Source organism: Haloferula helveola, assembly GCF_037076345.1.
Lineage (GTDB): Bacteria > Verrucomicrobiota > Verrucomicrobiia > Verrucomicrobiales > Akkermansiaceae > Haloferula > Haloferula helveola.
Window position 1 is genome coordinate 2,406,565 of sequence record NZ_AP024702.1, and the last position, 26,109, is coordinate 2,432,673.

At 63.7% G+C, this 26,109-nt stretch carries 23 protein-coding genes and 1 other RNA gene; 17 read left to right on the forward strand and 7 right to left on the reverse strand.

The window, feature by feature from the left end:
* Nucleotides 1–7 precede the first annotated feature (7 nt).
* Nucleotides 8–102: signal recognition particle sRNA small type (gene ffs, locus HAHE_RS08825), an RNA gene on the forward strand.
* 2 nt (nucleotides 103–104) lie between these two features.
* On the opposite strand, the gene HAHE_RS08830 is transcribed toward ffs, so the two are convergent.
* The 5 genes from HAHE_RS08830 to HAHE_RS08850 all read right to left on the reverse strand — a co-directional run bounded on the left by HAHE_RS08830 (nucleotide 105) and on the right by HAHE_RS08850 (nucleotide 7,631).
* Nucleotides 105–941 (reverse strand): M23 family metallopeptidase, encoded by an 837-nt coding sequence (locus tag HAHE_RS08830; protein ID WP_338690286.1) that lies wholly within the window; start codon nucleotides 939–941, stop codon nucleotides 105–107.
* Between the two features lie 19 nt (nucleotides 942–960).
* Entirely contained in the window at nucleotides 961–2,301 is a 1,341-nt protein-coding gene (locus tag HAHE_RS08835) for an OmpA family protein (RefSeq protein ID WP_338690289.1), read from the reverse strand.
* 63 nt (nucleotides 2,302–2,364) lie between these two features.
* On the reverse strand, nucleotides 2,365–3,885 hold the full coding sequence (locus HAHE_RS08840; protein ID WP_338690291.1) for a trypsin-like peptidase domain-containing protein: 1,521 nt from the start codon (nucleotides 3,883–3,885) through the stop codon (nucleotides 2,365–2,367).
* 116 nt (nucleotides 3,886–4,001) lie between these two features.
* Entirely contained in the window at nucleotides 4,002–5,774 is a 1,773-nt protein-coding gene (locus tag HAHE_RS08845) for a S16 family serine protease (RefSeq protein WP_338690293.1), read from the reverse strand.
* Between the two features lie 51 nt (nucleotides 5,775–5,825).
* Nucleotides 5,826–7,631, reverse strand: coding sequence for a hypothetical protein (locus HAHE_RS08850; protein WP_338690294.1), 1,806 nt, complete (start codon nucleotides 7,629–7,631; stop codon nucleotides 5,826–5,828).
* Nucleotides 7,632–7,773: 142 nt separating this feature from the next.
* Between HAHE_RS08850 and HAHE_RS08855 the strand changes: the two genes are divergently transcribed.
* Nucleotides 7,774–8,193 (forward strand): thioesterase family protein, encoded by a 420-nt coding sequence (locus HAHE_RS08855; RefSeq protein WP_338690295.1) that lies wholly within the window; start codon nucleotides 7,774–7,776, stop codon nucleotides 8,191–8,193.
* Between the two features lie 602 nt (nucleotides 8,194–8,795).
* Here HAHE_RS08855 and mnmG read toward each other — a convergent pair.
* Together mnmG and HAHE_RS08865 are read right to left on the reverse strand one after the other, a co-directional pair.
* Nucleotides 8,796–10,670, reverse strand: coding sequence for a tRNA uridine-5-carboxymethylaminomethyl(34) synthesis enzyme MnmG (mnmG, locus tag HAHE_RS08860; protein WP_338690296.1), 1,875 nt, complete (start codon nucleotides 10,668–10,670; stop codon nucleotides 8,796–8,798).
* Between the two features lie 159 nt (nucleotides 10,671–10,829).
* Nucleotides 10,830–11,219, reverse strand: coding sequence for a cytidine deaminase (locus HAHE_RS08865; RefSeq protein WP_338690297.1), 390 nt, complete (start codon nucleotides 11,217–11,219; stop codon nucleotides 10,830–10,832).
* Between the two features lie 80 nt (nucleotides 11,220–11,299).
* On the opposite strand from HAHE_RS08865, the gene HAHE_RS08870 reads away from it, so the two are divergent.
* From HAHE_RS08870 to bioA, 15 genes are all read left to right on the forward strand, one after another.
* Nucleotides 11,300–11,872: a DUF6580 family putative transport protein gene (locus HAHE_RS08870; protein ID WP_338690298.1), complete on the forward strand. Its 573-nt coding sequence runs from the start codon at nucleotides 11,300–11,302 to the stop codon at nucleotides 11,870–11,872.
* A 44-nt stretch (nucleotides 11,873–11,916) separates the two neighbouring features.
* Complete coding sequence (pdhA, locus tag HAHE_RS08875) at nucleotides 11,917–12,999, forward strand: pyruvate dehydrogenase (acetyl-transferring) E1 component subunit alpha (RefSeq protein ID WP_338690300.1); 1,083 nt, start codon at nucleotides 11,917–11,919, stop codon at nucleotides 12,997–12,999.
* Between the two features lie 48 nt (nucleotides 13,000–13,047).
* Nucleotides 13,048–14,034 carry an alpha-ketoacid dehydrogenase subunit beta gene (locus HAHE_RS08880; RefSeq protein ID WP_338690302.1) on the forward strand — a complete coding sequence of 329 codons (987 nt, stop codon included), beginning with the start codon at nucleotides 13,048–13,050 and terminating at the stop codon, nucleotides 14,032–14,034.
* A 14-nt stretch (nucleotides 14,035–14,048) separates the two neighbouring features.
* Nucleotides 14,049–14,714 carry a hypothetical protein gene (locus HAHE_RS08885; RefSeq protein WP_338690303.1) on the forward strand — a complete coding sequence of 222 codons (666 nt, stop codon included), beginning with the start codon at nucleotides 14,049–14,051 and terminating at the stop codon, nucleotides 14,712–14,714.
* A 131-nt stretch (nucleotides 14,715–14,845) separates the two neighbouring features.
* Nucleotides 14,846–16,027: a hypothetical protein gene (locus HAHE_RS08890; RefSeq protein WP_338690304.1), complete on the forward strand. Its 1,182-nt coding sequence runs from the start codon at nucleotides 14,846–14,848 to the stop codon at nucleotides 16,025–16,027.
* Nucleotides 16,028–16,198: 171 nt separating this feature from the next.
* A complete protein-coding gene (locus HAHE_RS08895; protein ID WP_338690306.1) occupies nucleotides 16,199–16,588 on the forward strand; it encodes a hypothetical protein in 390 nt (129 codons plus the stop codon).
* Nucleotides 16,589–16,726: 138 nt separating this feature from the next.
* Entirely contained in the window at nucleotides 16,727–18,034 is a 1,308-nt protein-coding gene (locus HAHE_RS08900) for a pyruvate dehydrogenase complex dihydrolipoamide acetyltransferase (protein ID WP_338690308.1), read from the forward strand.
* 411 nt (nucleotides 18,035–18,445) lie between these two features.
* Entirely contained in the window at nucleotides 18,446–18,946 is a 501-nt protein-coding gene (locus HAHE_RS08905) for a hypothetical protein (RefSeq protein ID WP_338690310.1), read from the forward strand.
* A gap of 57 nt (nucleotides 18,947–19,003) precedes the next feature.
* Nucleotides 19,004–20,029 (forward strand): L-threonylcarbamoyladenylate synthase, encoded by a 1,026-nt coding sequence (locus HAHE_RS08910; RefSeq protein WP_338690312.1) that lies wholly within the window; start codon nucleotides 19,004–19,006, stop codon nucleotides 20,027–20,029.
* Between the two features lie 54 nt (nucleotides 20,030–20,083).
* Entirely contained in the window at nucleotides 20,084–21,622 is a 1,539-nt protein-coding gene (murJ, locus tag HAHE_RS08915; RefSeq protein ID WP_338690314.1) for a murein biosynthesis integral membrane protein MurJ, read from the forward strand.
* Nucleotides 21,623–21,693: 71 nt separating this feature from the next.
* On the forward strand, nucleotides 21,694–22,317 hold the full coding sequence (locus HAHE_RS08920) for a hypothetical protein (RefSeq protein WP_338690315.1): 624 nt from the start codon (nucleotides 21,694–21,696) through the stop codon (nucleotides 22,315–22,317).
* A complete protein-coding gene (locus HAHE_RS08925; protein ID WP_338690316.1) occupies nucleotides 22,314–22,850 on the forward strand; it encodes a type II secretion system protein in 537 nt (178 codons plus the stop codon). The genes HAHE_RS08920 and HAHE_RS08925 overlap by 4 nt, the downstream gene beginning before the upstream one ends.
* Before the next feature lie 6 nt (nucleotides 22,851–22,856).
* The gene (locus HAHE_RS08930) at nucleotides 22,857–23,735 is read left to right on the forward strand and encodes an ABC transporter ATP-binding protein (RefSeq protein WP_338690317.1); all 879 of its coding nucleotides are present in this window, start codon (nucleotides 22,857–22,859) and stop codon (nucleotides 23,733–23,735) included.
* Nucleotides 23,732–24,580, forward strand: coding sequence for an ABC transporter permease (locus HAHE_RS08935; protein ID WP_338690318.1), 849 nt, complete (start codon nucleotides 23,732–23,734; stop codon nucleotides 24,578–24,580). The genes HAHE_RS08930 and HAHE_RS08935 overlap by 4 nt, the downstream gene beginning before the upstream one ends.
* A gap of 260 nt (nucleotides 24,581–24,840) precedes the next feature.
* A complete protein-coding gene (bioA, locus tag HAHE_RS08940) occupies nucleotides 24,841–26,088 on the forward strand; it encodes an adenosylmethionine--8-amino-7-oxononanoate transaminase (RefSeq protein WP_338690319.1) in 1,248 nt (415 codons plus the stop codon).
* Nucleotides 26,089–26,109 lie beyond the last annotated feature (21 nt).

The window sequence follows — 26,109 nt, forward strand, 5'->3', positions numbered from 1 at the left end:
CGCCCGCTGTCAGGGGCCGTGGAGGTTCGGCAGGTGAATCCCGCCAGGCCTTGATCGGAGCAACGGTAGCTTGTCCGGATTTGCCGCGGTTCCCTGGCAGCACCTCACTCGCCATCCGCGGCCGGTTCCCGTTTCAGGATCTCACCGAGCTTCGCCGCGTCCTCGGGCGAGAGCTCGACTTGGTTCCACGGGTTGCCGCGGTCGAGGGCGACAGGCAGGACGGCCGGCGACGGTCGGTCGGCGGGAGCCCCGCGCATCGAGGCGATGGTTGCCTCGGGATCCAGCCGGTTCATCGGATTCATACTGTAGCCGGCTCCGATATCGACGCCGTCGCTCTCCCGCATCTCGAAATGAAGGTGCGCGGGATAGTAGCCGTTCGCCGTTCCGACGCTGCCGATAACGCGCCCCCGGGCCACCGCGGCTCCGACCGGGACGTCGATGTTCTGCAAGTGGGCATACATCGTCTGAAGCACGCGACCGTCGGCGGTGTGGTGGGCCACAACCACGGTATTTCCCCACCCCGGAGACGGCTCGCCGGCATACAGCACGCGACCGTCGGCGGCGGCGAACACCGGATCACCGAGATCGCTGTTCATCCCGCCGATGCCATTGAGATCGTCGCCGGTGTGATGACCGCCCCGGCCGTTGTTCATCTCCCAGAACTTCTGGGCATTGTAGGTCAGGCCGGCCTGCTCGGTGCCCATCGGTGGATCGAAACGGACCGCCCGGGGCAGCGTGGCAAGGTCCCATGCGCTCATCCGGTGCAAACGGTGACGCGGCTGGCCGTCGGCCGGCAGCTTGAGCGGGGCGTCGGCCATCTGGAAATTCGCCAGCGACTCGACCGGCGGCAGCTCGTGCGACGGACCCCGCAACCACACGAATCCGACCATCGCGGCACCGATGAGGATCAGCAGCAGGGTGATCGGATTGAACAGCTTCAACTACTAGGAACGTCGTGGTTCAGAAATCGAGGTAGATCTCGCTGCGCCGGTTGACCCGCCGGCCGTCGGGATTGTCCTCGCCGTCCTCGGTGAAATTCGGCTGCCGTGGCGCTGTCTGCCCTGCCGCCACGGTCTCGATCTGGTCCTCCGCCACGCCGGATGTCACGAGATACTCCTTCACGCTGCGCGCACGCCGGCCGGACAGGCTCTGGTTGTAGTCTTCGGTACCCAGGGCGTCGGTGTGACCCGAAATCGTCAACTTCTTGCCGGGATCCGTACGGAGCAGGTCCGCGACGATGCCCAGCTGCCGTTCCGTGCGCGGCGTGAGCGTGGCGGTATCGAAATCGAAATAGAGCACCAGCGTATCGCCGCCCTTCGGGTTCTTGAGCAGCGGCGTGTAGTGCACGTCGCCACCGCCGATTCTGCGGGCGTAGTCGGCGAGTAGCTGCTGCAGGTTGATCTCAGCGACCTTCCAGTTCGGCTCTCCTTCCGGACGTTGGAGGGTCATCGAGAACTGGGCGATTTCCGAACCGTCACCAGCCAGGACATTCGTCAGGTAGCCCGAGAGGTTCTCGCGCTGGAACATCGCCCGCAGCGGCTTCTGGGGACGCAGCTTGTAGCCACCTTCCTCAAACAGGATGCACAGCCCCGCAATCTTGGCGTCGGAGACTTTCGAGGAATCGACGAACTCCTTCGCCATCTCGAATTCCTGCCGCAGCACCGCCTGCAGGAAGGCGTCGGCGATTCCCAGCGAGTCGACCAGCACCGCCTTGGGCACGGGCTGGTCGGCCGAGGGAGGCAACGTCATCGACTGCACTCCCCAGCGGCCCTGATCCCGGACCAGGTCGAAAAAGATCCGGTCGCGGCCCGGTTCGGCACCATCGAGGTAGAGCGCCCAGCGGGAACGGGCGTTGATTTCCATCTCCCCGACCTCGCGCGCCGGCTCGGGCCTGGCAAACCGCAGCGGACCCGCGCCCGCCATCGCGGCGAGCTTGGCCCGGGTTTCCGCATCGAGCGCGCCCTTTCCGATCAGTCGCCCGGCGGTGGCGAAATCGCCGGCCTCAAGGGCCTCGCCAATCTTCCCGATCAGCTCGCCGGGATTCGCACTGCGCAGACCGACCCCGGCATTCTGGAGCGCGTCCATCGGCGACTCCGGCGTATCGACCTCCTGCTCGGCAAGTTCCGGCATGGGCGGCGCGTCGCTCTCCGGCACCTCGATCACCGGCCGATCGACCTTCGGCGGGGGCGGCGGATTCTCGGCCTCGGCGGGCGGGCGGTGGTTGCGGAGGAGAATGAGAAGGGTCGCCAGCGCTCCGATGACGAGAGCGACGGCGAGCAGCGGCAATTGCGAGCGCGACATGGATGTTCTGGAAGTGGCGGGCCGGGACACCCCGAAAGAGGAAACGCGCCGGGGCGCTTCGGTTTATCGTTGGCTCTGGGTCGGCGTCGTGTCTTCGCCGGATTCCTCCCGCGGCAACGGTTGAAGCACAACCCGGACCGTGCGCCCGTTCCGCACGATCTGGAATGACGTCGCCTGGGCCGCCGCGGATGCCGCGACCTGCCGTTCGAACTCCTCGACCGACCGGACCGGCGTCTGGTTCACGGCGGTAATCAGATCACTGACAATGATGCGTCCGGCGGCGATGGAGTCGGGAAGGATCTCGGTCACGGTCACGCCGAGCTGCCCCGGCGCCGGATCGCGGGTCAGGATGCCGACCTTTCGCAGAACCTCCTCCGGAGGTGCGGTCACGCCGCGGTCCTTGACGCTCTTCCGTGCGGTCGGGGTCTCCATCCGGGCCTCTTCGATCACCGCCTCAAGGGTCAGCGTTTCGCCGTCGCGCCAGACGTCGATCGGGATCTTGTCACCGACACGGGAGCGCTGCACCAAGGTGAAGATCTCGGCCATCGAATCGATGGTTTCACCGCCATAGCGGGTGAGGATGTCGCGTGGCTTGAGCCCGGCCTTTTCCGCCGGCGACCCTTCGCCGACCGCCACGATCACGGCACCCGGTCCATCGTAACCGATCAACTGGCGGAAGCGCGGATCGAGGTCGAGCATCCTGACGCCGAGGTAGCCGCGGATCGGCCGGCCACGCTCGAGGATCGCATGGAGCGCCTCCTTCACGTCGTTGCCACGGATCGAGAAACCGACGCCCTGGAAGCCGGAGTTCACACGGTCATCCGGCCGGTAGATCGCCGAGTTGATGCCGATGATCTCGCCCTGAAGGTTGACCAGCGGTCCGCCCGAGTTGCCGGGATTGATCGCGGCATCGGTCTGGAACAGATCGCGCTGGGTATCCGACAGCGATCGCTCGAGGGCCGAGATGATGCCTTGCGTGACGGTTTCACCGAGACCGAAGGGGTTGCCGATTGCGAAAACGATCTGGCCCCGCTTGACCAATTCGGAGTCGCCGAACTTGAGCGGCTGGAATTCCACGTCGGCCTCGACCTTGAGCACCGCGATGTCGAGCAGCGGGTCGCTGCCGATCAACGACGCCGGATGGATCTGTCCGTTGTGCATCGTCACCTGGATCTGCTGCTGACCCTTCACCACATGGTAGTTGGTCACGACGTGTCCCTCGTGGGTCACGATCACCCCGGAGCCCTGACCCTGGGTCGGGACGGGACGGATCAGCTGGCGGCCATAGCCATCGAGCATGCGCTGGGCACGGACACCGCTGGTATCGATGCTGACCACCGACGGCACGACCGCATCGGTCAGACGCGCGTATTCGTCGTTCAGCCGCGCCAACAGCTCGACGTCGTCGAGCTCGAGCGGCGGCTTCTCGGGCAGTGTGAAGGTCTCGGGCCGATGCGAGGGTGTCTCGCCACCGGAGAACAGCTTCTTCAGGCCGTCGGGGCCATTGCGGATCGCATAGACGACCGCGAAAGCGGCCACGAACACGACCGCCAGCGGAAAGAGTCGGCGGATGCCTTCGTTCATCGGGCAGGTAAGGGTGGGTGTATCCGAAAGGGGCCTCTTCCGAAGCCGATTTGCAAGGAAATCCCTTCACCATGCCGACCGGGAGCGACCGCTCCCGGTACCGAAGGCGGTCGGGATCAACCTCCCATGTCTTCGAGGATCTCGGGATCCGAGATCATCTTGCGATAGGTCGATTGGACGGAGTCGAGCTCCTCTTCGAGCCGCTTGCCGTAGGCCTTTGCCTTCTCGTCGTCGTCGGGGCCCTCGGCCACCGACTTGCAGACCTTGAGCACGGCTTCGTGATACTTCTCAAGGCGGGGGTCGATCGCCTTCGAAAGCTTCTCGAGTTCCTCCACGGCGGTCTTCGCGTCGTTGGTCGTCTCCTTGTCGAACTCGAAAGAATCGCCGTCGTCATCTTCGCTCATCTTGCTCGAGAAGACCGCGCGGCCGATCGTGCGCAGCGTCCCCGAGGTCGTGATCTCGATCTGGTTGATGGTGCCGCCGACCGTCAGGATCTTCGGGTTCTCGCCCTTGCCCTTCTCGAGCAGCAGCTTGGCGGAAAGGTGGTTCGGCATGCGGTCGACGACCTTCTGCAGGCGCGACTGGACCTCGGCATTCGCGAGTAGGGACTCATCACCGTCGCGAACGACAGAAGCAACGTCGTTGAACAGCTGGAGGGTCTCGACGACTTCCGGAGACTTCTCCTTGCGCGAGACGGCGTAGGCCTCGTCGAAGGTTTCGAGGGTGAAGATCTGGATGTCGAGAAGCTGGTCGATACCGTCGAGCAGCAGCACGTCACCGATCTCCTTGCCGTTGTCGAGCGGGATGCCGACGATCTTGCAGCCGCGCTTCGTCGCACCACGGATCTTGGCCGCGGCGCCACCGATCCGCTGGACGCGACCGTCGGCGGTCATGTCGCCGGTGCAGGCGAAGTCGTCATCCAGCTCCTCACCGGAGAACAGCGAGTCGAGCAGCAGCGTGAAGGCGGTCGCGGCGGACGGACCGTCCTTCGGCACATACTTGTCCTGGAAGCCGAGCTCGATCTTGTAGCCGCTCGGGATCTTCTCCGGCTCGCTGTCGTAGCGGATGCGCAGGAACTTGATCACTTCCTCGAGGCAGCCGCCCATCATCGGGCCGACTTCCTGGTTGAAGGTGAAAAGAAGCTCGTCGACGTCCGCCTCCTTCAGCGCGGTCGCGTTGACCGTCGAGGCCGAGCCGGCGAGGTTGCCGTTGCCGAGCTGGCGGACGACCAGACCGTTGACCCGGCTCTGCGGTTGGGCGAAGCGCTCGCCCTTGCCACCGGGCATCTCGACTTCCTTCTTCTCGAAGACCGTCTCTTCCTCTTCCCAAGGATTGCGCGAGTGCTGGATCGCACGGCCCAGCATGTCCTTCCAGTCGGCCTTGTGGCCGTCTTCTTCGAGTTCGTCCCGGGACTTCTCGAGCTTGTCCGCGTTGTCGCCCTTCGGGTCGAGGCGGATCCCGATGTCGGCGATGTAGGCCGCGCACTTCAGGTTGTCCTCATTGTCCTTCTTGCGGCTGAGCGCGCGGACCGCGCTGGCAAGACGACGCGTGACACGGCTCTTGTCGGCCGATTCGCCGATCGTCTCGCCGTTGTCCTTCAGCTGGTCGAGCGTCGACTTCACCTTGTCGTTGTCCTCGTCGAGGCGGGATGCGATCGCCAATGCGTGGGCACGCAGCTCGTAGTCGACATCGTCCTCCTCATCGAAGTCCCGCGCGACCGACACCAGCGAGCTGACGGCTCCGGACCGGTCGAAACGGTCGAGCTCGACGGCTTCCGTGTCGAAGATCTCCTTCTCGAGATCCGGCACACGGTACGTGTCCGCGAGTGCCAGCGATCCGAACAGCGCCGTAACGAACAGCGCGATAAGACAGGGAATGCGTCGATTCATGAGGGTCCGATACTCCCCGATATGGGTGATGGAAAGGCGAAAAAGCATCACCTACTTGCCCTTATCCAGCTTCGGAAGCGGGTATTCCTCGGCGTCTCCGGCGGCATTGGTGAGCAGGCGCAGGGTGTCGACGTATTCGCGATAGATCGGTGCGACGCGGGCGGCGGGATTGAAGAACTCGTCTCCGGAGCGTTTGAAGTCGGTCGCGAGCCCGGTCAGCAGCTTGACGGTATTGGTCGCCGGATCGTGCAGCTCGCTGCGGTCGCTGACCGAGCTGTAGAATTTCTCGACCCTGCCCAAGCTCTCGCGGCACCGGGCTTCGGTCGCCTGAAGCTGGGTTCGCTTGATCTTGTCGGCCGGCACGCGGAGCACGTCGCCCATCGGTTCGATCGCCGCCCGGATTTCACGCGCGTAGATCGCCCGGGGCAGCCGCTGCGGCCACTGGGAGGTGCCCCGGAGCGCCAGCATCCGGCCGGACGCATGTTGCGGGCAATCCCCGACCAGTTTCGTCAGGCGTTGCTGGGTCGACTGGAAATCGAGGAAGCTGCCCAGCGACCGGGTCCCGCGAGCGGTTCGGATTTCCTCAAAAGCCGCGTGCGCCGCAGTCACCGCGTCGGGCGGTTGGCTCGACGACACTGCCAGCAGCGAGTCGATGTCCTTCGCCAGAAGCACCTCCTGACGGATGAAGAACTCGGACTGGTCGAGTGTCAGGAGCGACGGCAGCAGTTCGAGCGCCGCGGCCGGCAGAATGATGCGCTCACCCGGCAGGTCCTCCATCGCGGCCAAAGCCCGCAGGGTCTGCCAGAATTTCGCCGGCAGGCGGACGTCGCCTTCCTCCCCGATCATCGCCAGCACGGCGCCTTCGGGCTCCACGCCGCTGAAGACCGCATTGGCGAGGATTACCACCGCACCACTCAGGCTGCCGTGGTTGCGAATGCTGGGCGTCAGATCCTTCGGTAGCTCCAACCGGAATTGGAGATCGCGCGGCAGTTTCCCGTAGCGGCTCGCCAACCACGGCTGCAGTCGCTCCGCGAGGATGGCGCTCTCGTCGCCCCGGCTTTTCCACCCGAACTGGATCCGCAAGCGCTCGGGGTCGTGGGAATCTTCCTCATCGGATCCTTTGTCCTCGTCGTCATCCTTCTTCTTGATCCAGGCCGAGAGCTCCAGCGGTGCGACTTCCAGCGTCGTCTTGCGGCTCTCGCGGTTGTAGCACCAAAGGGGAATGTTCACCGTGGCCTTTCGCATCGCCAGCGTCGCCCGGTCCGACTCGGGCGCGGGGTCGTCGGTGCCGCCATCGTCCGGGCCATCTTCCATGCTCGGCGTCTCCCGATCCCGAAAGGCCGCGACCGCGGCGACCCAGCCGTTCCAATCCCCCTTCTCGCCGTTTCCGGAACGGTCCTTGGCGAGCGGGTGCTCGGGATCGATCCGGATCAGCACGTCGCCGAGGCAGGCACCGAGCGCCTGTCCGTCCTCGCCGGCTTCCGGTTGCTCAAGCCAGCCGAGAAGATTCCAGGCCCGGGTCCGCGCCATCTTGACGTCGTCCATCGATGGAGCATCGATCGGCTCACCCTTCGCAAGCGCCGCCACGACCTTGCCGGCCTGCGTGTTCGAAGGATCGAGCGCGGCCGCCAAGGCCAGCATCTGAGCCCGCGTGCGGGCCTTCGCGGGATCCTCGGAGTTCGAATGCGCCGCGAGACTTACCAGTTGCGACGACAGGCTCGTCATGGTCGCCACATCGACCGGCAGCTTGTCGCGGCGGAATGGCACCGGACCTTCCGCCGGCGGAACGAACGCCCCGAAGCCCGTGCCAACCAGTGCCAGCCCAATCCACAGCAGCCGTTCCATCGATCGGATCATGCTTCCCGATACGAGCCGCGACAAGCGGGGTTTGCAGCACTGTCAGGCTGGAAAGCACTTTTCTAACAGGGACGAAGGCCGCGGGCAGCGGCTGCGGCATTGGCCATTGATCCGCCCGGGTTCTCATCCGAGCATCACGCGCATGAGCGAACCGGTCGAGGTCACCACGCGGGAAGAGGTCATGTTCTTCGACACCGACTGCGGTCAGGTGGTGCACAACATCGCCTACCTGCGGATGATCGAAACCTGCCGCACGCGGCTGGCCGCCAAGATGGGCATGGACCTCGTCACCATGTCGAAGACGCAGCTGTTCCCGGTCGTGACCCGCACCGAGATCGACTACCGGCGACCTGCGAAACTCGGCGACTGGCTCCAAATCCACGGCAAGCTCGGTCAGGTCCAGCGGGCGCGTTTCTGGTGTGAGTTCGAGCTCCGCCGGGAAAGCGGTGATGACCTCCTGATCACCTGCCGTCAGGCCCTTGCTCTTGTTCAAATGCCTGAAGGTAAGCCAGTTAGGCTACCCAAGGAGTGGCTCTCGCTGGCTGGTGACGCAGAAAGTTGAACCGCCAAGACGCCAAGGCGCAAAGGATTCCATTCACAAGAATCAGACAGGTCTGTCTGCTTCGTTTGCGTGGTCACGCAACCGGGCTCAACCCGGTCTCATCCGAGTGGCTGATTGAGCCTCGCGACGGACTTCTTCCTTCGCCCCCAGAGCCCGATCAAGACGAGCCAGGCTGACAGGTAGGCGACACCTACAAACCAGAACGCGATGCTCACGGTGCAGCCATCACTGGTCGAGCCGTAGGACTTTGATCGCCACGTGATAGGCGACCGACCGGACGTTTGGTTCGTGACTGAGGGTGCGTGGAGTAAACCTTCGCGCAGCCTGATTCCTGTCCAGTGCGGGGGGCTCGAAAACGGCCGCTGGTGAATCACGATGCAATGCTGCCGGATGCCTATCAATGTCTGAAACTTGGGGGCCTCGATGGAGAGACACTTCCAAGCATTCGGAACGAAAAAGTGTAGCCAGGCAAGGAACACGAAACCAAGGAATCCCAGCCATAGCAGGCACGATCGAAACCATGGTCCACCACCGGCAGCTTCCTGAACTTCATCCAAGCTTTGCGTCTTGGCGTCTTGGCGGTTCCGCTTCATCCCCGCAAATCACTCCGGGGAAACCGGACGACTGCTTTTCTCCAACCACACTGCCAGCACCGCCACATCGGCGGGGGTGATGCCGGGGATGCGTCCCGCTTGGCCCAAGGTCGCCGGCTGAAGATCGGCGAAACGTTGGCGCGCCTCCGTCTTCAGACCGCGGATGGAAGTGTAGTCGATACCCGTCGGGATCCGCTTGCTTTCCTGACGCGACATCTTCGCGACCTGCTGCTGCTGCCGCTCGAGGTGGCCCTCGTACTTCAGCTCGGTCTCGATCAGCGGCCAAAGTTCCACATGGAACATTTCGCGGATTTCGGACGGGAGCTGGGACCATTCGTTGGCGCCGCGACGGAACCAGTGATCGAGTTTGATGCCCTCATGGTTCTGCTTGCGCGCCCAGTCCATGGCTCGGTCGAGCTCGGTCTGACGGTGGGCAGCCCGCTCGACCCGCTCGCCGCTTGCGAGTCCGAACTCGGCAGCCAGTGGCGTGAGGCGGAGGTCCGCATTGTCCTGCCGGAGCAGCAGGCGGAATTCGGCGCGGCTGGTGAACATCCGGTAGGGCTCGGTGCAGCCCTTGGTCACGAGGTCGTCGATCATCACCCCGAGGTAGGCTTGGTCGCGACGTAGCACCAGCGGGTCGCTACCCAGTACCTTGAGCGCGGCGTTCGCCCCGGCAAGCAGACCTTGGCCCGCGGCTTCCTCGTAGCCGGAGGTGCCATTGATCTGGCCGGCAAAGTACAGCCCCTCGACCTGCTTCGTTTCCAAGGTCGGGTGAAGCTGGGTCGGCGGACAGTAATCATACTCGACCGCGTAGCCCGGCCGGAGGATCTCACAGTTCTCCAGTCCTTCGATGCTGCGCAGGAAGTCGAGCTGGACTTCGTAGGGGAGGGAGGTCGAGACGCCATTGACGTAGTACTCGTGACTGTGGCGGCCCTCCGGCTCCAGGAAAACCTGATGGCGGTCCTTCTCCGCAAAGCGCACCACCTTGTCCTCGATCGACGGGCAGTAGCGGGGGCCGACGCCCTCGATCACCCCGCAGTACATCGGGGACTGGTCCAGATTCCCGCGGATCACGTCGTGGGTCGCCGGGTTGGTGTAGGTGATCCAGCAGGGCAATTGTTCCATGTGGAACATCGGATCACCCCATGAGTTCAGCGTGAAGATATCGTCGGGCCCCCGACGCAGCATATCCGCCATGAATGAGAACCGGGGAGGCGGGGTGTCACCATCCTGAGGCTCGCACTTGGAGAAATCGAGCGAACGTCCGTGGAGTCGGCAGGGGGTTCCGGTCTTGAAACGTTCCACGTGGAACCCTAGCGACTTGAGGGAGTCGGAAACGGTTGAGATCGCGTCGCCCATCCGGCCACCTTTCTCGTTCTTCAGACCGACGTGCATCAGCCCTCTCATGAAGGTCCCGGCGGAGAGCACCACACTTGATGCGGTGATCTCCATCCCCAGCGAAGTGCGGATTCCGGTGATGCGGCCGTTCTCGACCACCAGCTCGGCCACATTGCCCTGATGCAGCTCGATGCCCTCGGTGCTCTCCACCAGCCACTTCATCCGGAACTGGTAGGCTTTCTTGTCGCACTGCGTTCGCGGTGCCCGGACGGAGGGACCCTTGGAGGCATTCAGCATTCGGGCCTGGATCCCGGTCGCGTCGGTGTTGAGGCCCATCGCCCCACCCAAGGCGTCGATCTCCCGCACCATGTGACCCTTCGCCAATCCACCGATCGCCGGATTGCAGGACATCTGGCCGATGGTATCGAGATTCTGGGTGAGCATCGCGACCCGACAGCCCAGCCGAGCCGCGGCAAGCGCCGCCTCAATGCCGGCATGGCCGGCACCGATCACCAGAACGTCGTAGGCGGTAGGGTAGCGAAACATCGGGGCGCGCGAAGCTAGCAGGCGATTTGCCGGACACAAGACAAGGTAGGGCGGACCGCCCTCGGTCCGCCGCCAAGCCCCCAAAAGGCCCTCCTCCAATCAAACCGGCGCGGCTGAGCTGGGGAGCTCAGCCCTACCTCTGTTCCACGTGGAACACTTTCAATCCCGGTCGAGGATCCCCGTGCTTGCCCGGGGCAGCAATTCACTCAGCCGGAAGTGCTCCGCTCCGTTCTTCCCGACCAGCAGGAGCTCCGGATCTCCGAATTCGGCCAGCACCTGACGGCAGGCGCCACAGGGGGAGATCGGTTTTTCGGTATCGGCCAGCACGACCGCGGCCACGATCTCCCGGACGCCGGCGGCCACGGCCGAACCCATCGCGACCCGCTCGGCGCATTGGGTCAGTCCATAGGAGAGATTCTCAACGTTGCATCCGGTGAAAATCTCGCCACCGGCTCCGACCAGCACCGCTCCGACCTGAAAACCCGAGTAGGGAGCGTAGGCTCGCTCCCGAGCTTCCCAGGCCAACTTGGTCAACGCTTCCCAGTCCATAGGCCCTGCATGCCTTGCCACGCCTTGATTGGCAACATTTTCGGCTCGCCCGTCGCAGCGTCATGGGGCAGGGAAGGGGCATGCGCGCTTCGTGGATTGCCGGACTCCTTCTGGTCGGCCTGCTGATTGCCTTCCGGGTCATCAGTGCCGCCGGTTTCCTGCCCAACTTTTCGCCCCTGCCAGCCCTCTTCCTCTGCAGCATCATCTTCTTCCGCGGCACCCGCGCCTGGCTGCTTCCGGTTCTCGCCTGGGTCGTCACCGACCCGCTGGTCAGCATCATCCAAGGCTACCCGGTGATCGGTCCCCACCACGTCGGGATCGCGGTCGGTCTGCTCGCCTCGGTCCTGCTCGGCCTCGCGCTCCGCCGCCGCCCGAGCAATGCCAATGTCTTGTTGGGCTCGATGGGCGCCGCCTTCCTCTTCTATTTCGTCACCAACCTGCTCTCCTTCCTCGGCGATCCGCTCTACGCCAAGAACGTCACCGGCTTCATCCAGTCGCAATGGACCGGACCGCAGGGCTTCCCGCCGACCTGGATCTTCCTCCGCAACCTCGCTGCGGCGAACCTCCTCTTCACCGGTCTTTTCCTCGCCGCCCGGCCCGCCTGGTGCTCGATCACCACCGAACCGAATCTCCTGCCCGCCAAGACCCGATAAGGACTTGCGCGCCATCCTGAACACCATCTATTCCCGCCCCGCCCATGTCCCCAGCGTCCGCCGACACACCCCGCCTGGACTTCGCCGGCTCACCGGTGAACCAAAGCCTCAGTGCTGATGACAAGATCGAGCTCTATCGGAAGATGGTCCGGATCCGGCGCTTCGAGCAGGCATCGCTGAAGTACTACAACGCCGGCAAGATGGGGGGATTCCTCCACCTCTACATCGGTCAGGAATCGGTCGCGGTCGGCACGCTCTCGCTCTGCGGCCCGAACGACCACAACATCACCGCCTACCGCTGCCACGCCCACGCGCTCGCGGTCGGCATGAGCATGAACGAGTGCATGGCCGAGCTGTTCGGCAAGGCCACCGGTTGCTCGAAGGGCAAGGGCGGCTCGATGCACTTCTTCGCGCCGGACAAAAACTACTGGGGCGGCCACGGCATCGTCGCCGGCCAGACTCCGCTCGGCCTCGGTCTCGGCTACGGACTGAAATACAAGGGCTTGGAAGGTTGCGCCCTCTGCTACATGGGCGACGGCGCCGTCAACCAGGGCGCCTTCCACGAGTCGCTCAACATCGCCGCCCTTTTCGAAGTTCCGGTGGTCTACATCATCGAAAACAACGGCTATTCGATGGGCACCTCCCAGAAGCGCTCATCCGCCTTCCGCGGCTGCCTCGCGCAACGGGCCGAGGCCTACGACATGGACTGGGACCTCGTCGACGGATCCGACCTTTATCAGGTGCGGGCCAAGGCAAACATCGCCATGGAGCGCGCCCGCAAGCAGCACAAGCCGACCGTTCTCGAGATTACGACCTACCGCTACTACGGTCATAGTGTTGCCGACGCCAACGCCAAGAAGTACCGCACTCCCGAGGAGATCGAGAACTACAAGAAGAACCACGATCCGATCAGCCTCTGGCAACGCCGCCTCATCGAGGAAGGCGTGCTGACCGAGGAGTCCGCCAAGGAGATCGACACCGCCGCCAAGGAGGAGGCCGCCGCTTCGGTCCAGTTCGCCGAGGAATCCCCGGCACCCGAAGTGTCCGAGATCATGGACGACGTTTACTGGGAAACCGACAACGATACCGAGGCCTCGAAGATCGGCCGCCACTTCTTCAACGACTGAACTACGGCAAGCATAGTAGTTTAACCAACGACCCGACCGACCCCTTCCATGTCCCGCACGATGCTTTACCGCCACGCGATCCGCGAGGCTCTCGACGAGGAACTCACCCGCGACGAAAACGTCGTGATCATGGGTGAGGAAGTCGCCCAGTACAACGGCGCCTACAAGGTCACCGAAGGCCTGTGGGACAAGTGGGGCGACAAGCGGATCGTCGACACTCCGATCTCCGAAGCCGGCTTCATCGGCATGGGCATCGGCGCCTCGATGCTCGGCGTGCGTCCGGTGATGGAGCTGATGTTCTGGTCGTTCCACTCGGTCGCCTTCGACCAACTCGTCAACAACGCCGCCTGCGTGCGCTACATGTCCGGCGGCCTGATCAACGTGCCGATCGTGATGCGCGGGCCCGCCAATGGCGGCACCAATGTCGGCGCCACCCACTCGCACATTCCGGAAGGGCTGTTCGCCGCTTTCCCGGGTCTGAAAGTCTGCGCGCCCGCGACCCCGGCCGACGCCAAGGGCCTGATGAAGGCCGCCATCCGCGACAACGATCCGGTTTACGTGATGGAGAACACGCTTCTCTACGGCACCGAAGGCGAAGTGCCGGATCCGGCCGACGGCGACCACGTCGTGCCGCTCGGCAAGGCCGACCTCAAACGCGAGGGCTCCGACATCTCGCTCATCGCCCACGGCCGCTCGGTGCTCCACGCGCTCGAGGCCGCCGAAACGCTGAAGAACGATCACAACATCTCGGCCGAGGTCCTCGACCTCCGCTCGATCCGTCCGCTCGATGTCGAAGCGATCCTCGCCACCGTCCGCAAGACCAACCGCGTGGTCCTCGTCGACGAATCGAAAGGCTTCGGCGGTGTCTCCGCGATGGTCTCGCACATCATCCAGGAAGAAGCCTTCGACCACCTCGACGCGCCGATCCGCCGCGTCACGAGCGTCGATGCGCCGGCCTTCTACTCGAAGCACGTCGAGAACGAGCAGCTTCCGAACCCCAAGCGGATCGTCGACAAGGTGCTGACGATCGCCTGAGAGCGCAGCGGAGCATGAGCATCCGCAAGGTTGGCACGATCCTCACCACCGTCCTCTGGGGTTTCTGGCTGATTCCATTACAGGGCAAACGGCTCGCGCCTGAGGTGTTCGGGATTCCGGAGATCCAATGGACCGCCGCCCTTGTCGTTGCGGCCCTGACCCCGTCGGTAACCCTACTTGCCCTCGGCTCCATCTTCGGAACCGGTGACCGGAGATTCGGTTTAGGGCTGTTGGCCATTGCTTCGCTTCCCTGGTTCTACAACATCGCGATCCACGGAATCGGCGGGAACATACTCGCGCGGACCGCACTCAGCTTGGAGAGCGCATCCGACAGGGACTCCGAAATCATCGCGCGGCTCGTGGATCAAGCCGTCTCGGCGGAGTCTTCCGACCACCGGGGCAAGGCAGCCGGCTTGCTCTACTCGATGTTCGGCGTCCAAGCGATTTGGAAGAATGAAGCCGGTGAACTGACGAATTTCCATCCGACTCCGGAGCAGCAGGAACGATGGCAAGCGACACTAGCTACGAATGTCTCCCTTGAGAGGAGTACCACGATGCTCGAAGACCAGCTCAAGCAGTCCAGCTGGCTCTTCGGGCTGAATCTCGGACTCTACTGCACGGTAATGTCGGGCGGATTGGTCTGGCGCGCCTATCGACCAAGCAAACTCACCGATGGATGAATCCCGGCAGTTGCTCCCCGGTGGCGGTCTTCCGAAGTTATCTCCGGCTCTGCCAAGCCTCGGACCTAGGAGCGCCGGAATTTACAGACGCTTGACGGACGGCTGGGGAAGCGGCCGTCAGCATGACGGTCATGAAGAACGTCGCCGCTCTCGCTGTCCTGCTCACCGCCTCCGCTCCGGCCCTTGAGGTCCACGAGTGGGGAACCTTCACCACGCTTTCCGGTTCGGACGGTCATCCACTCGTTTGGTACCTGCCATACCGCGAGCCGTCCCAGCTGCCGAAATTCGTCCACGGCCAGGGACTTCGGCTGAAGGGCATGCCCGTCCGCGTGCGGATGGAAACACCGGTGATCTACTTCTACCCGGAGAAGGCCGGGGAAGTCACGGTCGAGGCGACCTACCGGAGCGGGACCATCACCGAAGTCTATCCTTCGCCGAAGACCCACATGTTCTTCGGCCCGACCCCGGTCCGCTGGACGGGCACCTTGGTCCCGCCCGACGACGCCGAAGCCCTGTCGCTGATCCCGGCCGTTCCCGAAGGCTCGAAGGGCGATCACTACGCGGCCGCGCGGGCCGTTCCGGATGCGTGGATCTTTCGCTCGTCCCGCACCCACGTGACCCCGGAGGAGAAGACCGTGACCACCGAAGAAGCGGAGAAGTTCATTTTCTACCGTGGCTCCGGTGCGAACACACCCGCCCTCATCGCCCAGCTCGACGCATCGAACGGAATCACGCTTTCCACCGGCTCCACCCATCCCCACAAACTGAACATCGCACTCGAAGTGAAGGGGGAGTCGGCACGCTGGCGGACCCTTACCGCGGTCAAGGATCACGAGCAGGTACCCGAAACCGAGATTCTCGACGGCCCCATGCGTCCCGTGCGAGAAGTCGAAAAGGAAATCGGCTCGTGGTTTCAGGGGTCGCTCACCGGCGAGGGCCTGACGTCCGCCGAAGCGGCGGCCATGATCGACACTTGGGACGAGACGTGGTTCCGGGAAGAGGGCACCCGGGTATTCTCGATCCTTCCGCAGGATTGGGTCGATGAAGTCCTGCCGCTCACAGTTGATCCGAAGCCCGAAAAGCTGGTCCGCGTGTTCGTGGCGAGGCTTGAGCTGATCCAGCCGTCGAAGGAGATCCGGCTCGCCGACGCGCTCGTCGACCCGGCAGCAGACTTTTCCCAAGTCGAGGCCCTGAAGCTCGGACGCTTCGCAGACGGCGCGCTGAATCGCGCCATCGATGTCCAGGGCCAGCGCATGCGCACCCGCTTCCACCAGCTCCAATCGGACGCGGCGAAGCGGACCTCCGCCCGGTGAGTCAGGAGACCTCGGCCGTCATTCCCACTGGCAACCTTTTTCGTTGCCAGCCTCCGGGCCATGCCTAGCATCGGGCCTATCATGATGTTTGCACTACGCCTCGCCGCTGTGGCCGGTTTCTGTCTCGCCGCGAGTTCCTGCTGCTGCCTCTTCTCCTAAACTCCTGACTCCATGAAAAAACTCTTCCTACTCCTGTCGCTTGCGGCCGTTTCCCTCGGCTTCTCGTCATGCTGCTCGATGTTCGGCATCAAGAACTTCGCAGCCGGATCCACCGAGGAAACCTACCAGGTCAAGACCTGCGGTTACGACATCGTCCGTGAGGAAAAGGTGATCGACGCCAAGAGCGGCCTTGTCGAAGTCACCGAAACCAAGGTGCCCCGCTACAAGACCAAGACCAAGAAGGTCTGGGCGAAGTGCCCGTCTTGTACCCGCTACTACTGCCTCAAGGAAGGCTGCTGCGGATCGAGCACCGAAGCCGCCCGCAAGATGGCTACGGCCCAAGGAGCTTCGGGCAGCCCGCACATGGGCCTGATCCCGACGATGAAACCGATCGTTCCCTGACCGGAACCCGACTTTCTCCAAGCGGAGCCTTCCACCGTGGGGGCTCCGCTTTTTTCTTTCCTGTCAGGAACCGCAAAAACGCTGGAAAAGCCGGAAAGCTCGCGCAAGCCTCCCCCGACCCTTTCCCACTCCACCAACATGGCGACCAATATCGAAATGCCCAAGCTCTCGGACACGATGACCGAGGGCACCCTCATCAAGTGGCACAAGCAAGTCGGCGACGAGATCGAGATCGGTGACATCATCGCCGAGGTCGAGACCGACAAGGCGACCATGGAGATGGAAGCCTTCGACGAAGGCACCATCACTGAAATCCGAGTCCAAGAGGGCGAAAAGGCGGCCATCGGCAGCGTGCTCGCCGTGCTCGACGGCGACGCAGCCGGCAGCTCTTCCGACACGGGTAGCTCGGCCCCGGCCGAGAAGGCGCCCGAAGCAGCGACTCCGGAGCCCGCCAAGCAGCAAGAGTCCTCGCCCGCAGCGGCCGCTCCGGCACCAGCCGCCAGCGCCGACGGTGAACGCATCAGATCCTCACCCCTCGCCCGCAAGGTTGCCGACGAGCTCGGAGTCGATATCGCGTCCGTCTCGGGAACCGGACCCGGCGGCCGGATCGTCCGTGCCGACGTCGAGGCAGCCTCGAAGGGCGGCGCGAAGCCATCCACGGCCGCATCCGCCGCCGCGGGTCTTGCTGCTGCCGCGAAATCCAAGGCCACCGCGCCTGCGCCCGCCCCTCAGGCGATCCAGCCGACCGCCAAAGAAGAGGACGAAACGATCGAGCTCAGCTCGATGCGGCGCATCATCGCCGACCGCCTGCTCCTCTCGAAACAGACCATCCCGCACTTCTACCTGCACGCGGAGGTCGACATGGCCCCGCTGATGGCCTTGCGCAAAGACATCAATGCCCAAGCCGAGCAGACTCACGGCAACAAGTACTCGGTGAACGACTTCGTCCTCAAGGCGACCATCAACGCCGCTCAGGCGGTCCCGGAGGTCAACGCCTCGTTCGCCGGCGACTCGATCGTCCGCTTCGCCAGCGTCGGCATGTCGGTGGCCATCTCGGTCGACGACGGCCTCGTCACCCCGGTGATCAAGCAGGCCGAGAGCAAGTCGCTGCTGCAGATCTCGAAGGAAGTGAAGGACCTCGCCGTCCGCGCTCGTGAGAAGAAGCTCAAGCCGAACGAATTCGATGGTGGAACCATCACGGTCTCCAACCTCGGGGCGTGGGGCGTGGAGAGCTTCGACGCGATCGTCAACCCACCCCAGGCCCTGATCGTGTCCGTCGGCGCCGCGATCCAGAAGCCGGTCGTGAAGGACGGTGCCATCGTGCCAGGCCTGAGGATGAACGTTGGCGTCAGCTGCGACCACCGGGTCGTCGATGGCGCGGTGGCCGCCCAGTTCCTCGCCGAGCTCAAGAAGCTCCTCGAGCAGCCGGCCCTGATGCTGATCTGAGTTTCCTCACCCGTGAAGATTCCAAGGGAAGCCCGGCCATGTGGTCGGGCTTTTCTGTTTGGGCCACCGGGCCTGACCAATCCGAGCCGCGGTCTGACCCGGGTAACGTCCGACTTTTCCACATGCTTGAAGAAGAGATCTCTTGGGTCCTCAAAAGATTCTTCTTCTTCATCTTGTGAACAACTCGGCTGAATCGATGTTCCACCTAGAAACCATGGGATTCCACGGCTTCAACTTGTTCGGAACAAGGCGCGGGGAATCCTGAGTAAACCGGTTCCCTGACTTAGGGACTTGGAATTCCCAACAGTTCCCCCCGATTTATTCCCAAGGCTTCCCCACAACGGGGTCGGTGTTTCGCATGGCTCCGATGGGATCGACAACCCCGAGCAGCGACGGGAGACTCACGCCCGAATGATCACCCGATTCAGCACTTTTTCCGACGCCGCCATTTTCGCTTCCCTGCGGCGGGATGAAGGTCAGTTCGCCGAGCTACTGCATGTGAACGCCGCCCATCTTTGGGGTCCACACCCCGACTGGGGAGTCGCAGTGCTGCACTCGGAAGTCACCCACGAAGATACACCGCCGGAAAGGGAGACTGTGGTCTGGCTGCCGTCGGAGCTGAACCGCGCGATCGCGATCCTCCTGATGATGACGGCCGCCATGGGTGTGTCGGCCGTCGTGCTTTCTCTTTTCGGATTGATTTCGGCAATGGCGGGCACGCCTACGGCCGGAGTGAGTCCGATCCTCATGCTTCTGGCTGGCTTGGCGATCCTGCCTGCCACCGTGGTCGTGGGTCATCTGATGATCGGATACTTCCGGACTCCGAAGCCCTCGCTGCCGCAGGGGCTTTGCGGGATCCTGGCCGAGATCGTCGCGTGGATCGCGATTTTCGTCGTCTGGATGGTCGCCTGACCCCGGGCAGCCCAACCACGGCTTGTCGGTCGAGGGATCAGCCGTTATTCCGCGGACGTGGAAACGCGAGTCATCTCCGCCAACGAACTGGACATGAAAGAGGCCGTCCGGGAGGCGGTCGCTTTGCTGTCGAAGGGCGAGGTGGTCGCACTGCCAACCGAGACGGTCTACGGACTCGGTGCCGACGCGACCGACGCCGTCGCCGTCGCGAAAGTTTTCGAGGTGAAGCAACGGCCCTCCTTCGATCCGCTCATCGTCCACATCGCCTCGGTCCGTGACCTGCCGCAGGTCGCCAGCGTGCCTGAGGACATCGAGAAGGTGTTCCAGAAGCTCATTTCCGCCTTCTGGCCGGGTCCGCTGACCATCCTGCTGCCGAAGACGGAAGCGATTCCCGATCTGGTGACCAGCGGTCTCCCGACGGTGGCCGTCCGCCAGAGCGGCAGCCCGATCTTCCGCGCGATCGGCCGTGAACTTGGCAAGCCGATCGCGGCACCGAGCGCCAATCGCTTCGGCCGGATTTCCCCGACTTCCGCCAGCGCGGTGGTCAAGGAGTTGGGCGGGAGCATTCCGTTGGTCGTCGATGGCGGTGCCTGCAGCAACGGACTCGAAAGCACCATCATCCGCATCGAAGCCGGCGAGAAACGCCCCGAGATCCACATCCTGCGCCCCGGACCGGTGACCAAGAAGGAACTCCAGAACTTCGGCCGGGTGGTGATCGAGAAGAAGCGTCTGATCGACGAGCCGGCCGACGCTCCGGGTCAGCTCGCCAGCCACTATGCCCCTCGTACTTCGTTGTACCTTTTCGACAAGCCCGAGGAGTTCAAGCCGGAGCCGGGCAAGCGTTACGGGCTGATGAGCTACAAAGGCGATCCTAAGGCCGGCTATGTGAACCGGCATGAGTGGGCGAAGGTCGAGTCGCTGAGCCCGGGCAGCGGCAAGCTGCCGGAGGCCGCCGTCCGATTCTTCCATGTGATGCGGACACTTGATGAAGCCGGCCTCGACGCCATCATCGCCGAGCCGGTCAGCGATGTCGGCCTCGGCCAGGCGATCATGGACCGGCTGCGCCGTGCGGCGACCCGTTGATTCTTCACCTGCGTTTCGCCCCCGCTTCACTTCCGATCCGCATCTTCCACCCGCATGCTCAAGGCACTCTCCACGGTCGGCGGCTTCACGATGATGAGCCGTGTGCTCGGTCTGGTGCGGGAGATCTTCATGGCGGCCTTCCTTGGAACGGGAGTCGTGACCGACGCGTTCTACGCCGCACTCCGTCTTCCGAATATGTTCCGCCGGATCTTCGGCGAAGGTGCCTTCAACTCGGCCTTCGTTCCGCTTTTCGGCCGCGAGCTCGCAGAAGGACATGTCGAGGAGGCGCATCGATTCGCCCGCAACGCGTTCGCCTGGCTCGGAGGCGTGCTGCTGGTCGCGACGATCATTCTGATTCCGGCCATGCCGTGGTTCGCACGCCTGCTCGTGCCGCTTGCCGACGCGGAGACCTACGAATTGGTCGTGGCCTACGGGCGAATCATGTTCAGCTACCTGCTGTGCATGGCCTTGTCGGCGCACTTGAGCGGGGTTCTGAACACGGTCGGAGTCTTCTCGATGCCGGCTTTTGCTCCGGTCCTGCTCAATGTGCTGATGCTCACCGTGCTTGCGGTGATCGTCCCGCTGGCCCACTGGCAGGGGGAGCTCGCGCTGATCGGCACCGCTGTATCGTGGTCGGTCTGCGCCGCCGGATTTGCCCAACTCGCATTGCTGTGGATCAGTTGCTGGCGGAAGGGCATCAGGATCTATCCGGTGCGGCCGCACCTGACGCCCCGCATCCGCCGCTTGCTGATCCTGATGGGCCCGGGCGTGATGGCGGCGGGCATCCAGCAGATCAATCTGGTGGTCGGAACCGCCATCGCCTCGTCGCAGAAGTCGGCGATCGGAAGCCTCAACTACGCCGACCGCTTGTTCCAGATGCCGAACGGAATGATCGGAGCCGCATTCGGCGTGGTGCTGCTGCCCGAGATCACCCGGCTGCTCCGTTCGGGCAACGAACCCGCCGCCAACGATGCGATCGGTCGCGGCGTGCTGCTTTCGATGCTCATCACCCTGCCGGCGATGATCGCCTTCGTGGTCGCGCCCCAGGCATTTGTCGGACCGATCTATGAACGGCTCGAGTTCACACCCGAGGACACGCGGCTTGTTTCGCAGGCCCTTGCGGCGTTCGCGGTCGGCCTGCCGGCTTATGTCCTCGTGAAAGTACTACAGGCGGGGTATTTCGCCCGAGAGGATACCAAGGGCCCGATGAAGATCGCGATCGTCACGGTAAGCGTGAACGCCGCCGCGAGCCTGATCCTGTTCCGCTACATCGGGTTCGTGGGCATCGCGGTTGCCACGAGCATCGCCGGCTGGGTCAATGTCCTGCTCCTCGTCAAGGGCCTGCGCGGCCGCCTCGGTCTGGGACCGGAACGGCGCGGCAAACTGCTCAGGACCTTCCTCGCCGCGTCGGCGATGGGAGGCGTCGTCTGGCTGGCCCACCAAGGGCTTGGCGATTGGTTCGCAGGCCTGCAGTGGCAGCGGATCGTGGCGATGCTGGCGGTTGTCGCCGCCGGAATGGTGTCATTCGGAATGCTGGCGATCGGTCTCAAGGCAACCTCGGTCGCCGAGCTCAGGGCGGGTTTCCGGCGCTGACGCATCGCCACTTCCGTCACCCGCCCAAGCGCTCTTGCGTGGTGGGAATTTGAGCCTAACCTGCCACGCACATGGGCAAGAAACGCATTCTCATCCGGGCCGCCGTGGCTCTGGTCCTGGTCTGGGCCGTGATTATCGGCATCCGGGCCATCGCCGGATCCAAAAGGGTGACGGCCGAGAAGATCGCCCGGGAAATCTCGGCCAGCGAGTTCGAGGACTGGTCGGAGGGAATTCCGGAGGGCGCAGTGATCTCCGACCGGGAAGCACGGATCCGGGAGGTCGCCGGGATGTACAACCGCCTTGACTTTGCCGAACGGGAGAAAGCCCAGCAGCAGCGGGTGGGCGAGCGCATGTTCGAGAAAATGGCCGACTCGGAGAAGGAACTCTTCATCGATCTCACGGTTTCCAAGACGATGGAGAATTTCATGCGGGCGCTCGATGCGATGAGTGCGGAAGAACGGCGCGGGATGGTCGAGCGCGGTCTCCGTGAGATCAAGGAAGGCAAGACCCAGAAGGAGATGGAGAGAGCCGAGGAGATCAGCGAGGAACTGCTCAACCGGATCAGCGAGGAGGGGATGAAGGCCTACTTCGAGGAGGCGGGAACCCAGACAAAACTGGATCTGGCGCCGCTGATGCAGGCGATGGATGACCTGATGAAAGGGATGAGAGGAAACGAATTTCCCCAAGGCCAATGAGGAGCGTGGATCCAGTCCGGCCTTTCCGGGGCTTTACCCTGATCGAGCTCCTCGTGGTGCTTGTGATCATCGCCGCTCTCGCGGGCATCGCATACCCGATCATCCGCTCGGGCGTGAACTCGTCGCGGAAGGCCGCCTGCCTTTCGAACCTGAAGCAGATCGGTACCGGTCTGGAGGCCTACCTTCAGGACAATCACCAGAGAATGCCCGAACTCGAAGCCGGTCGCGCTTCGAAGAACGAGGATCTCCCGGTGCTCGAGACCGTCCTGATCGAATACCTTGAGACTCCGGACGTGTTCCACTGCCCGGCCGACAGCAAGGAATTCAAAGCCAGCGGCTGCAGCTACCTGTGGAACCCGACCCAGAGCGGCCTGCACGTCACCAAGCTCGAGTTCTTCGGCACCGACGACGCCTCGCGGATCCCGCTGGTGATCGACAAGGAAGCGTGGCACGGCGGCGAGACCACCGGTTCGAACTTCCTCTACGCGGACCAGTCCGCCGAGAACCGCGTCCGGTTCTCCACCTCGCCCTGACCCGCGATGCTCGAGCTCGACACCCTTCACAAGTCCTTCGGCGGGAAGCCCGCCCTGAAGAACGTGTCGTTCCGCGTTGAGGAGGGCGAAATTTACGGCCTGCTGGGACACAACGGCGCCGGCAAGAGCACCACGCTCGGCATCATCCTCGGGATGGTCGCGCCGGATCAGGGGGAGGCCCGGATCGACGGAATCTCGGTTCAGAAGAACCGCGCGTCGGCCCTCCGACGGGTCGGCTCGATTTTCGAGAGCCCCTGCTTTTACGACTACCTCAGTGGCTGGGAGAACCTCCGGATCCTCAGCACCTACTCGGCAAAGTTCGATCCGGCCGCGACCAAGGCCGTCGTCGAGATGGTCGGCCTGGGCGATCGTATCCGCTCGAAGGTAAGGACTTATTCTCACGGAATGCGGCAGCGTCTCGCGCTCGCCCAGGCCCTGCTTCCGATGCCCCGCGTGCTGCTGCTCGACGAACCGACCGACGGGCTGGATCCGGAAGGCATCAAGTGGTTCCGGGACTTTGTCCTGAAGCTCCGCGAGGAGCGGGGAATGACGGTGCTCTTCAACTCCCACCTTCTCGTCGAGGTCGAGCAGATGTGCGACCGCGTGGCCATCCTGCGCCGGGGCGAACGCGTCTTCGAAGGACGGGTCGACCAACTCGGCGGTGACGAGAGGATCTACGAACTGGACGTCGACCCATGGGAGAAGGCGGCCCACTTCCTCGAACTCCAGGGTTGCCAGATCCTCGCACCCGGCCGCGTCTCGCTGCCACCGGAGCTCGATCCCGCCCTGATGGTCGCGGCGCTGGTCGGAATCGAAGTCCGCGTATCGGCCTTCTGTCCGGTCCGGCGATCGCTGGAAGACCTCTACCTCGAGATCACCCGATGATGTTTCTCCGACAACTCCGCGGCGAGCTGCGGAAACTTTTCGCACGTCCGAGAACCTACATGGGCTACGGGGCCTTCCTCGTCATGGAGCTGCTGATCGTCATCGTCTACAAGGCGAGCAACGGCCAGCACTACATGCGCGACCTGATCGAGCGCAACGGCTACGTGTTCGAGTTCTTCTACAGCTCGCTGACCATCACCTTCATGATGATGATCTGGAGCATGCTGCTGCTCGGCTCGATCTTCTTCGCGCTGGTGGCGGGCGACGTGGTGGCGAAGGAATACGAGGACGGTAACCTGCGCCTCGTGCTCGCGCGTCCGATCAGCCGGCTCGGCCTACTGGTCATCAAGTACACCGCGGTGGCCATCTACACCTTCACCTTCGTGCTCTTCGTCGGGATCAGCGGCTACCTGATGGCCGTCAGCGTGGTCGGCTGGGAAGGAGGCCTGTTTGTCGCCGAGCCGAAGATGAAGGTCTTCGCGGTCTACGACACGTGGGGGCCTGCGATCACCCGGCTCGGCCTTGGTGCGGTCGGTATCGGACTCAGCATGATCACGATCTCGTCGCTCGCCTTCATGTTCAGCTGCTTCCGGATCAAGCCGGCCGCCGCGACGATCCTCACTCTGGCGATCCTGTTCGTGGACATGATCCTGCAGAACTTCCCGTTCTTCCGCCCCTACGAGGAATGGTTCGTCACCTGGCGGATGAGTTGCTGGGTGTATCTCTTCGAACCCGACATCTCGTGGCCGAAGATCACCGAGGCGTATGTCTTTCTCGGAGGCCTGAACTTCACCTTCTTCATGGTCGGCCTGATCGCCTTCCAGATGAGGGACTTCAAGACCTGAGGTAGGGCTGAGCGGCGGGACTCCCCGGGTTGCCACTACGGCGGCTGGAAGCCGCCGCTCCCTGAAAGAAAACGACCGGCAAGCTCTCTTGGTCGCCAAACCCCGGAGCCGCCGGTCGTCATTGTCGGGGGGACTTGGATCCCCGTATGTGTGACGTCCGGACTTTGATGCTTCCGGCCGGTTTCGGCCATTGCGCGATCGCGTAGCAGGAGCTCGGAAATCGCTTGGGCGGACCCGGACGGCAGATCATGCTCGGCCCGATGCGCGAGGACACCCGGCGATGGATCGAGGCTGACAAGCGGCACGCTTGGCATCCGTTCACGCCGCAGGGTCCGTGGACGGCGGACGACCATGAACCTCTGGTCATCGTGCGCGGAGAAGGCCCGTGGATCTGGGATTCGGAAGGCCGCCGGTATTTGGACGGCAATTCCTCGATCTGGACGAACATCCACGGACACGCCCATCCGGCCATCAACCGCGCGATCGTCGAGCAGCTCGGACAGATCGCGCACAGCTCCTTTCTCGGCTTCGCGAATCCCCGTGCGAGCGAACTCGCCAGCCGGCTGACCGGCCTCTTTCCGCCGGGCACACTCGAGCGAGTCTTCTTCTCCGACGACGGCTCCACCGCAATCGAGGTCGCGATGAAGATGTCGCTCCAGTACCGAATGCAGACCGGCGAACCCGAGCGGACCCGCTTCGTCGCCTTTGCCGACGGCTACCATGGCGACACGATGGGCGCGGCAGCACTCGGCGGAGTGTCGCGGTTCTTCGAACGCTTCCGGCGCTTCGGACCGGACGTCGGCTTCGTGCGTTCGTTGGCGGGTCTGGACCAGTTCGCTGCTTCCGAAATCAACGCGGTGGTGATCGAGCCGCTGATCCAGGGCGTGAACGAGATGCGGCCTTGGCCCGCCGGGATGCTCGCCGAACTGCGCGACTGGTGCGACTGCCACGGCGTGCTTCTGATCCTCGACGAGGTCATGACCGGCTTCGGCCGCACGGGAACGATGTTCGCTTGCCAGCGGGAGGACGTGATTCCCGACTTCCTGTGCCTCGCCAAGGGACTGGGCGGCGGCTATCTGCCGATCGCCGCCACGCTGACGACCGCCCCGGTTTACGATGCTTTCCTCGGTGATCCCGTAAACGCTTTCTACTACGGGCATAGTTTCACGGCCAATCCGCTCGCCTGCGCCGCCGCCCTGGCGAGCCTCGATCTGTTCCTGACAGAGCGAACGCTCGAAGAGCTACCCGCGAAGGTGGAACACCTCGCAAAACTGTTAGAAGAATTGGCCTCGTGCGAAGGCGTGGTGGATGTGCGCCAATGCGGACTTGTCGCGGGCATCGAGCTCCGTGCCGGTCTGGGTTCCCCGGTTTGTCTCCGGGCCCGGGACCACGGCCTGCTGACGCGCCCGATCCGGGACACAGTCGTGCTGATGCCGCCGCTGTGCGTCGAACGGGAGGATTTGGATCTGGCCATCGATGCGTTGAAGGCCGCCTTGGCAGGCGTCTGAGTTGGGCCCCGACTTGGCGGT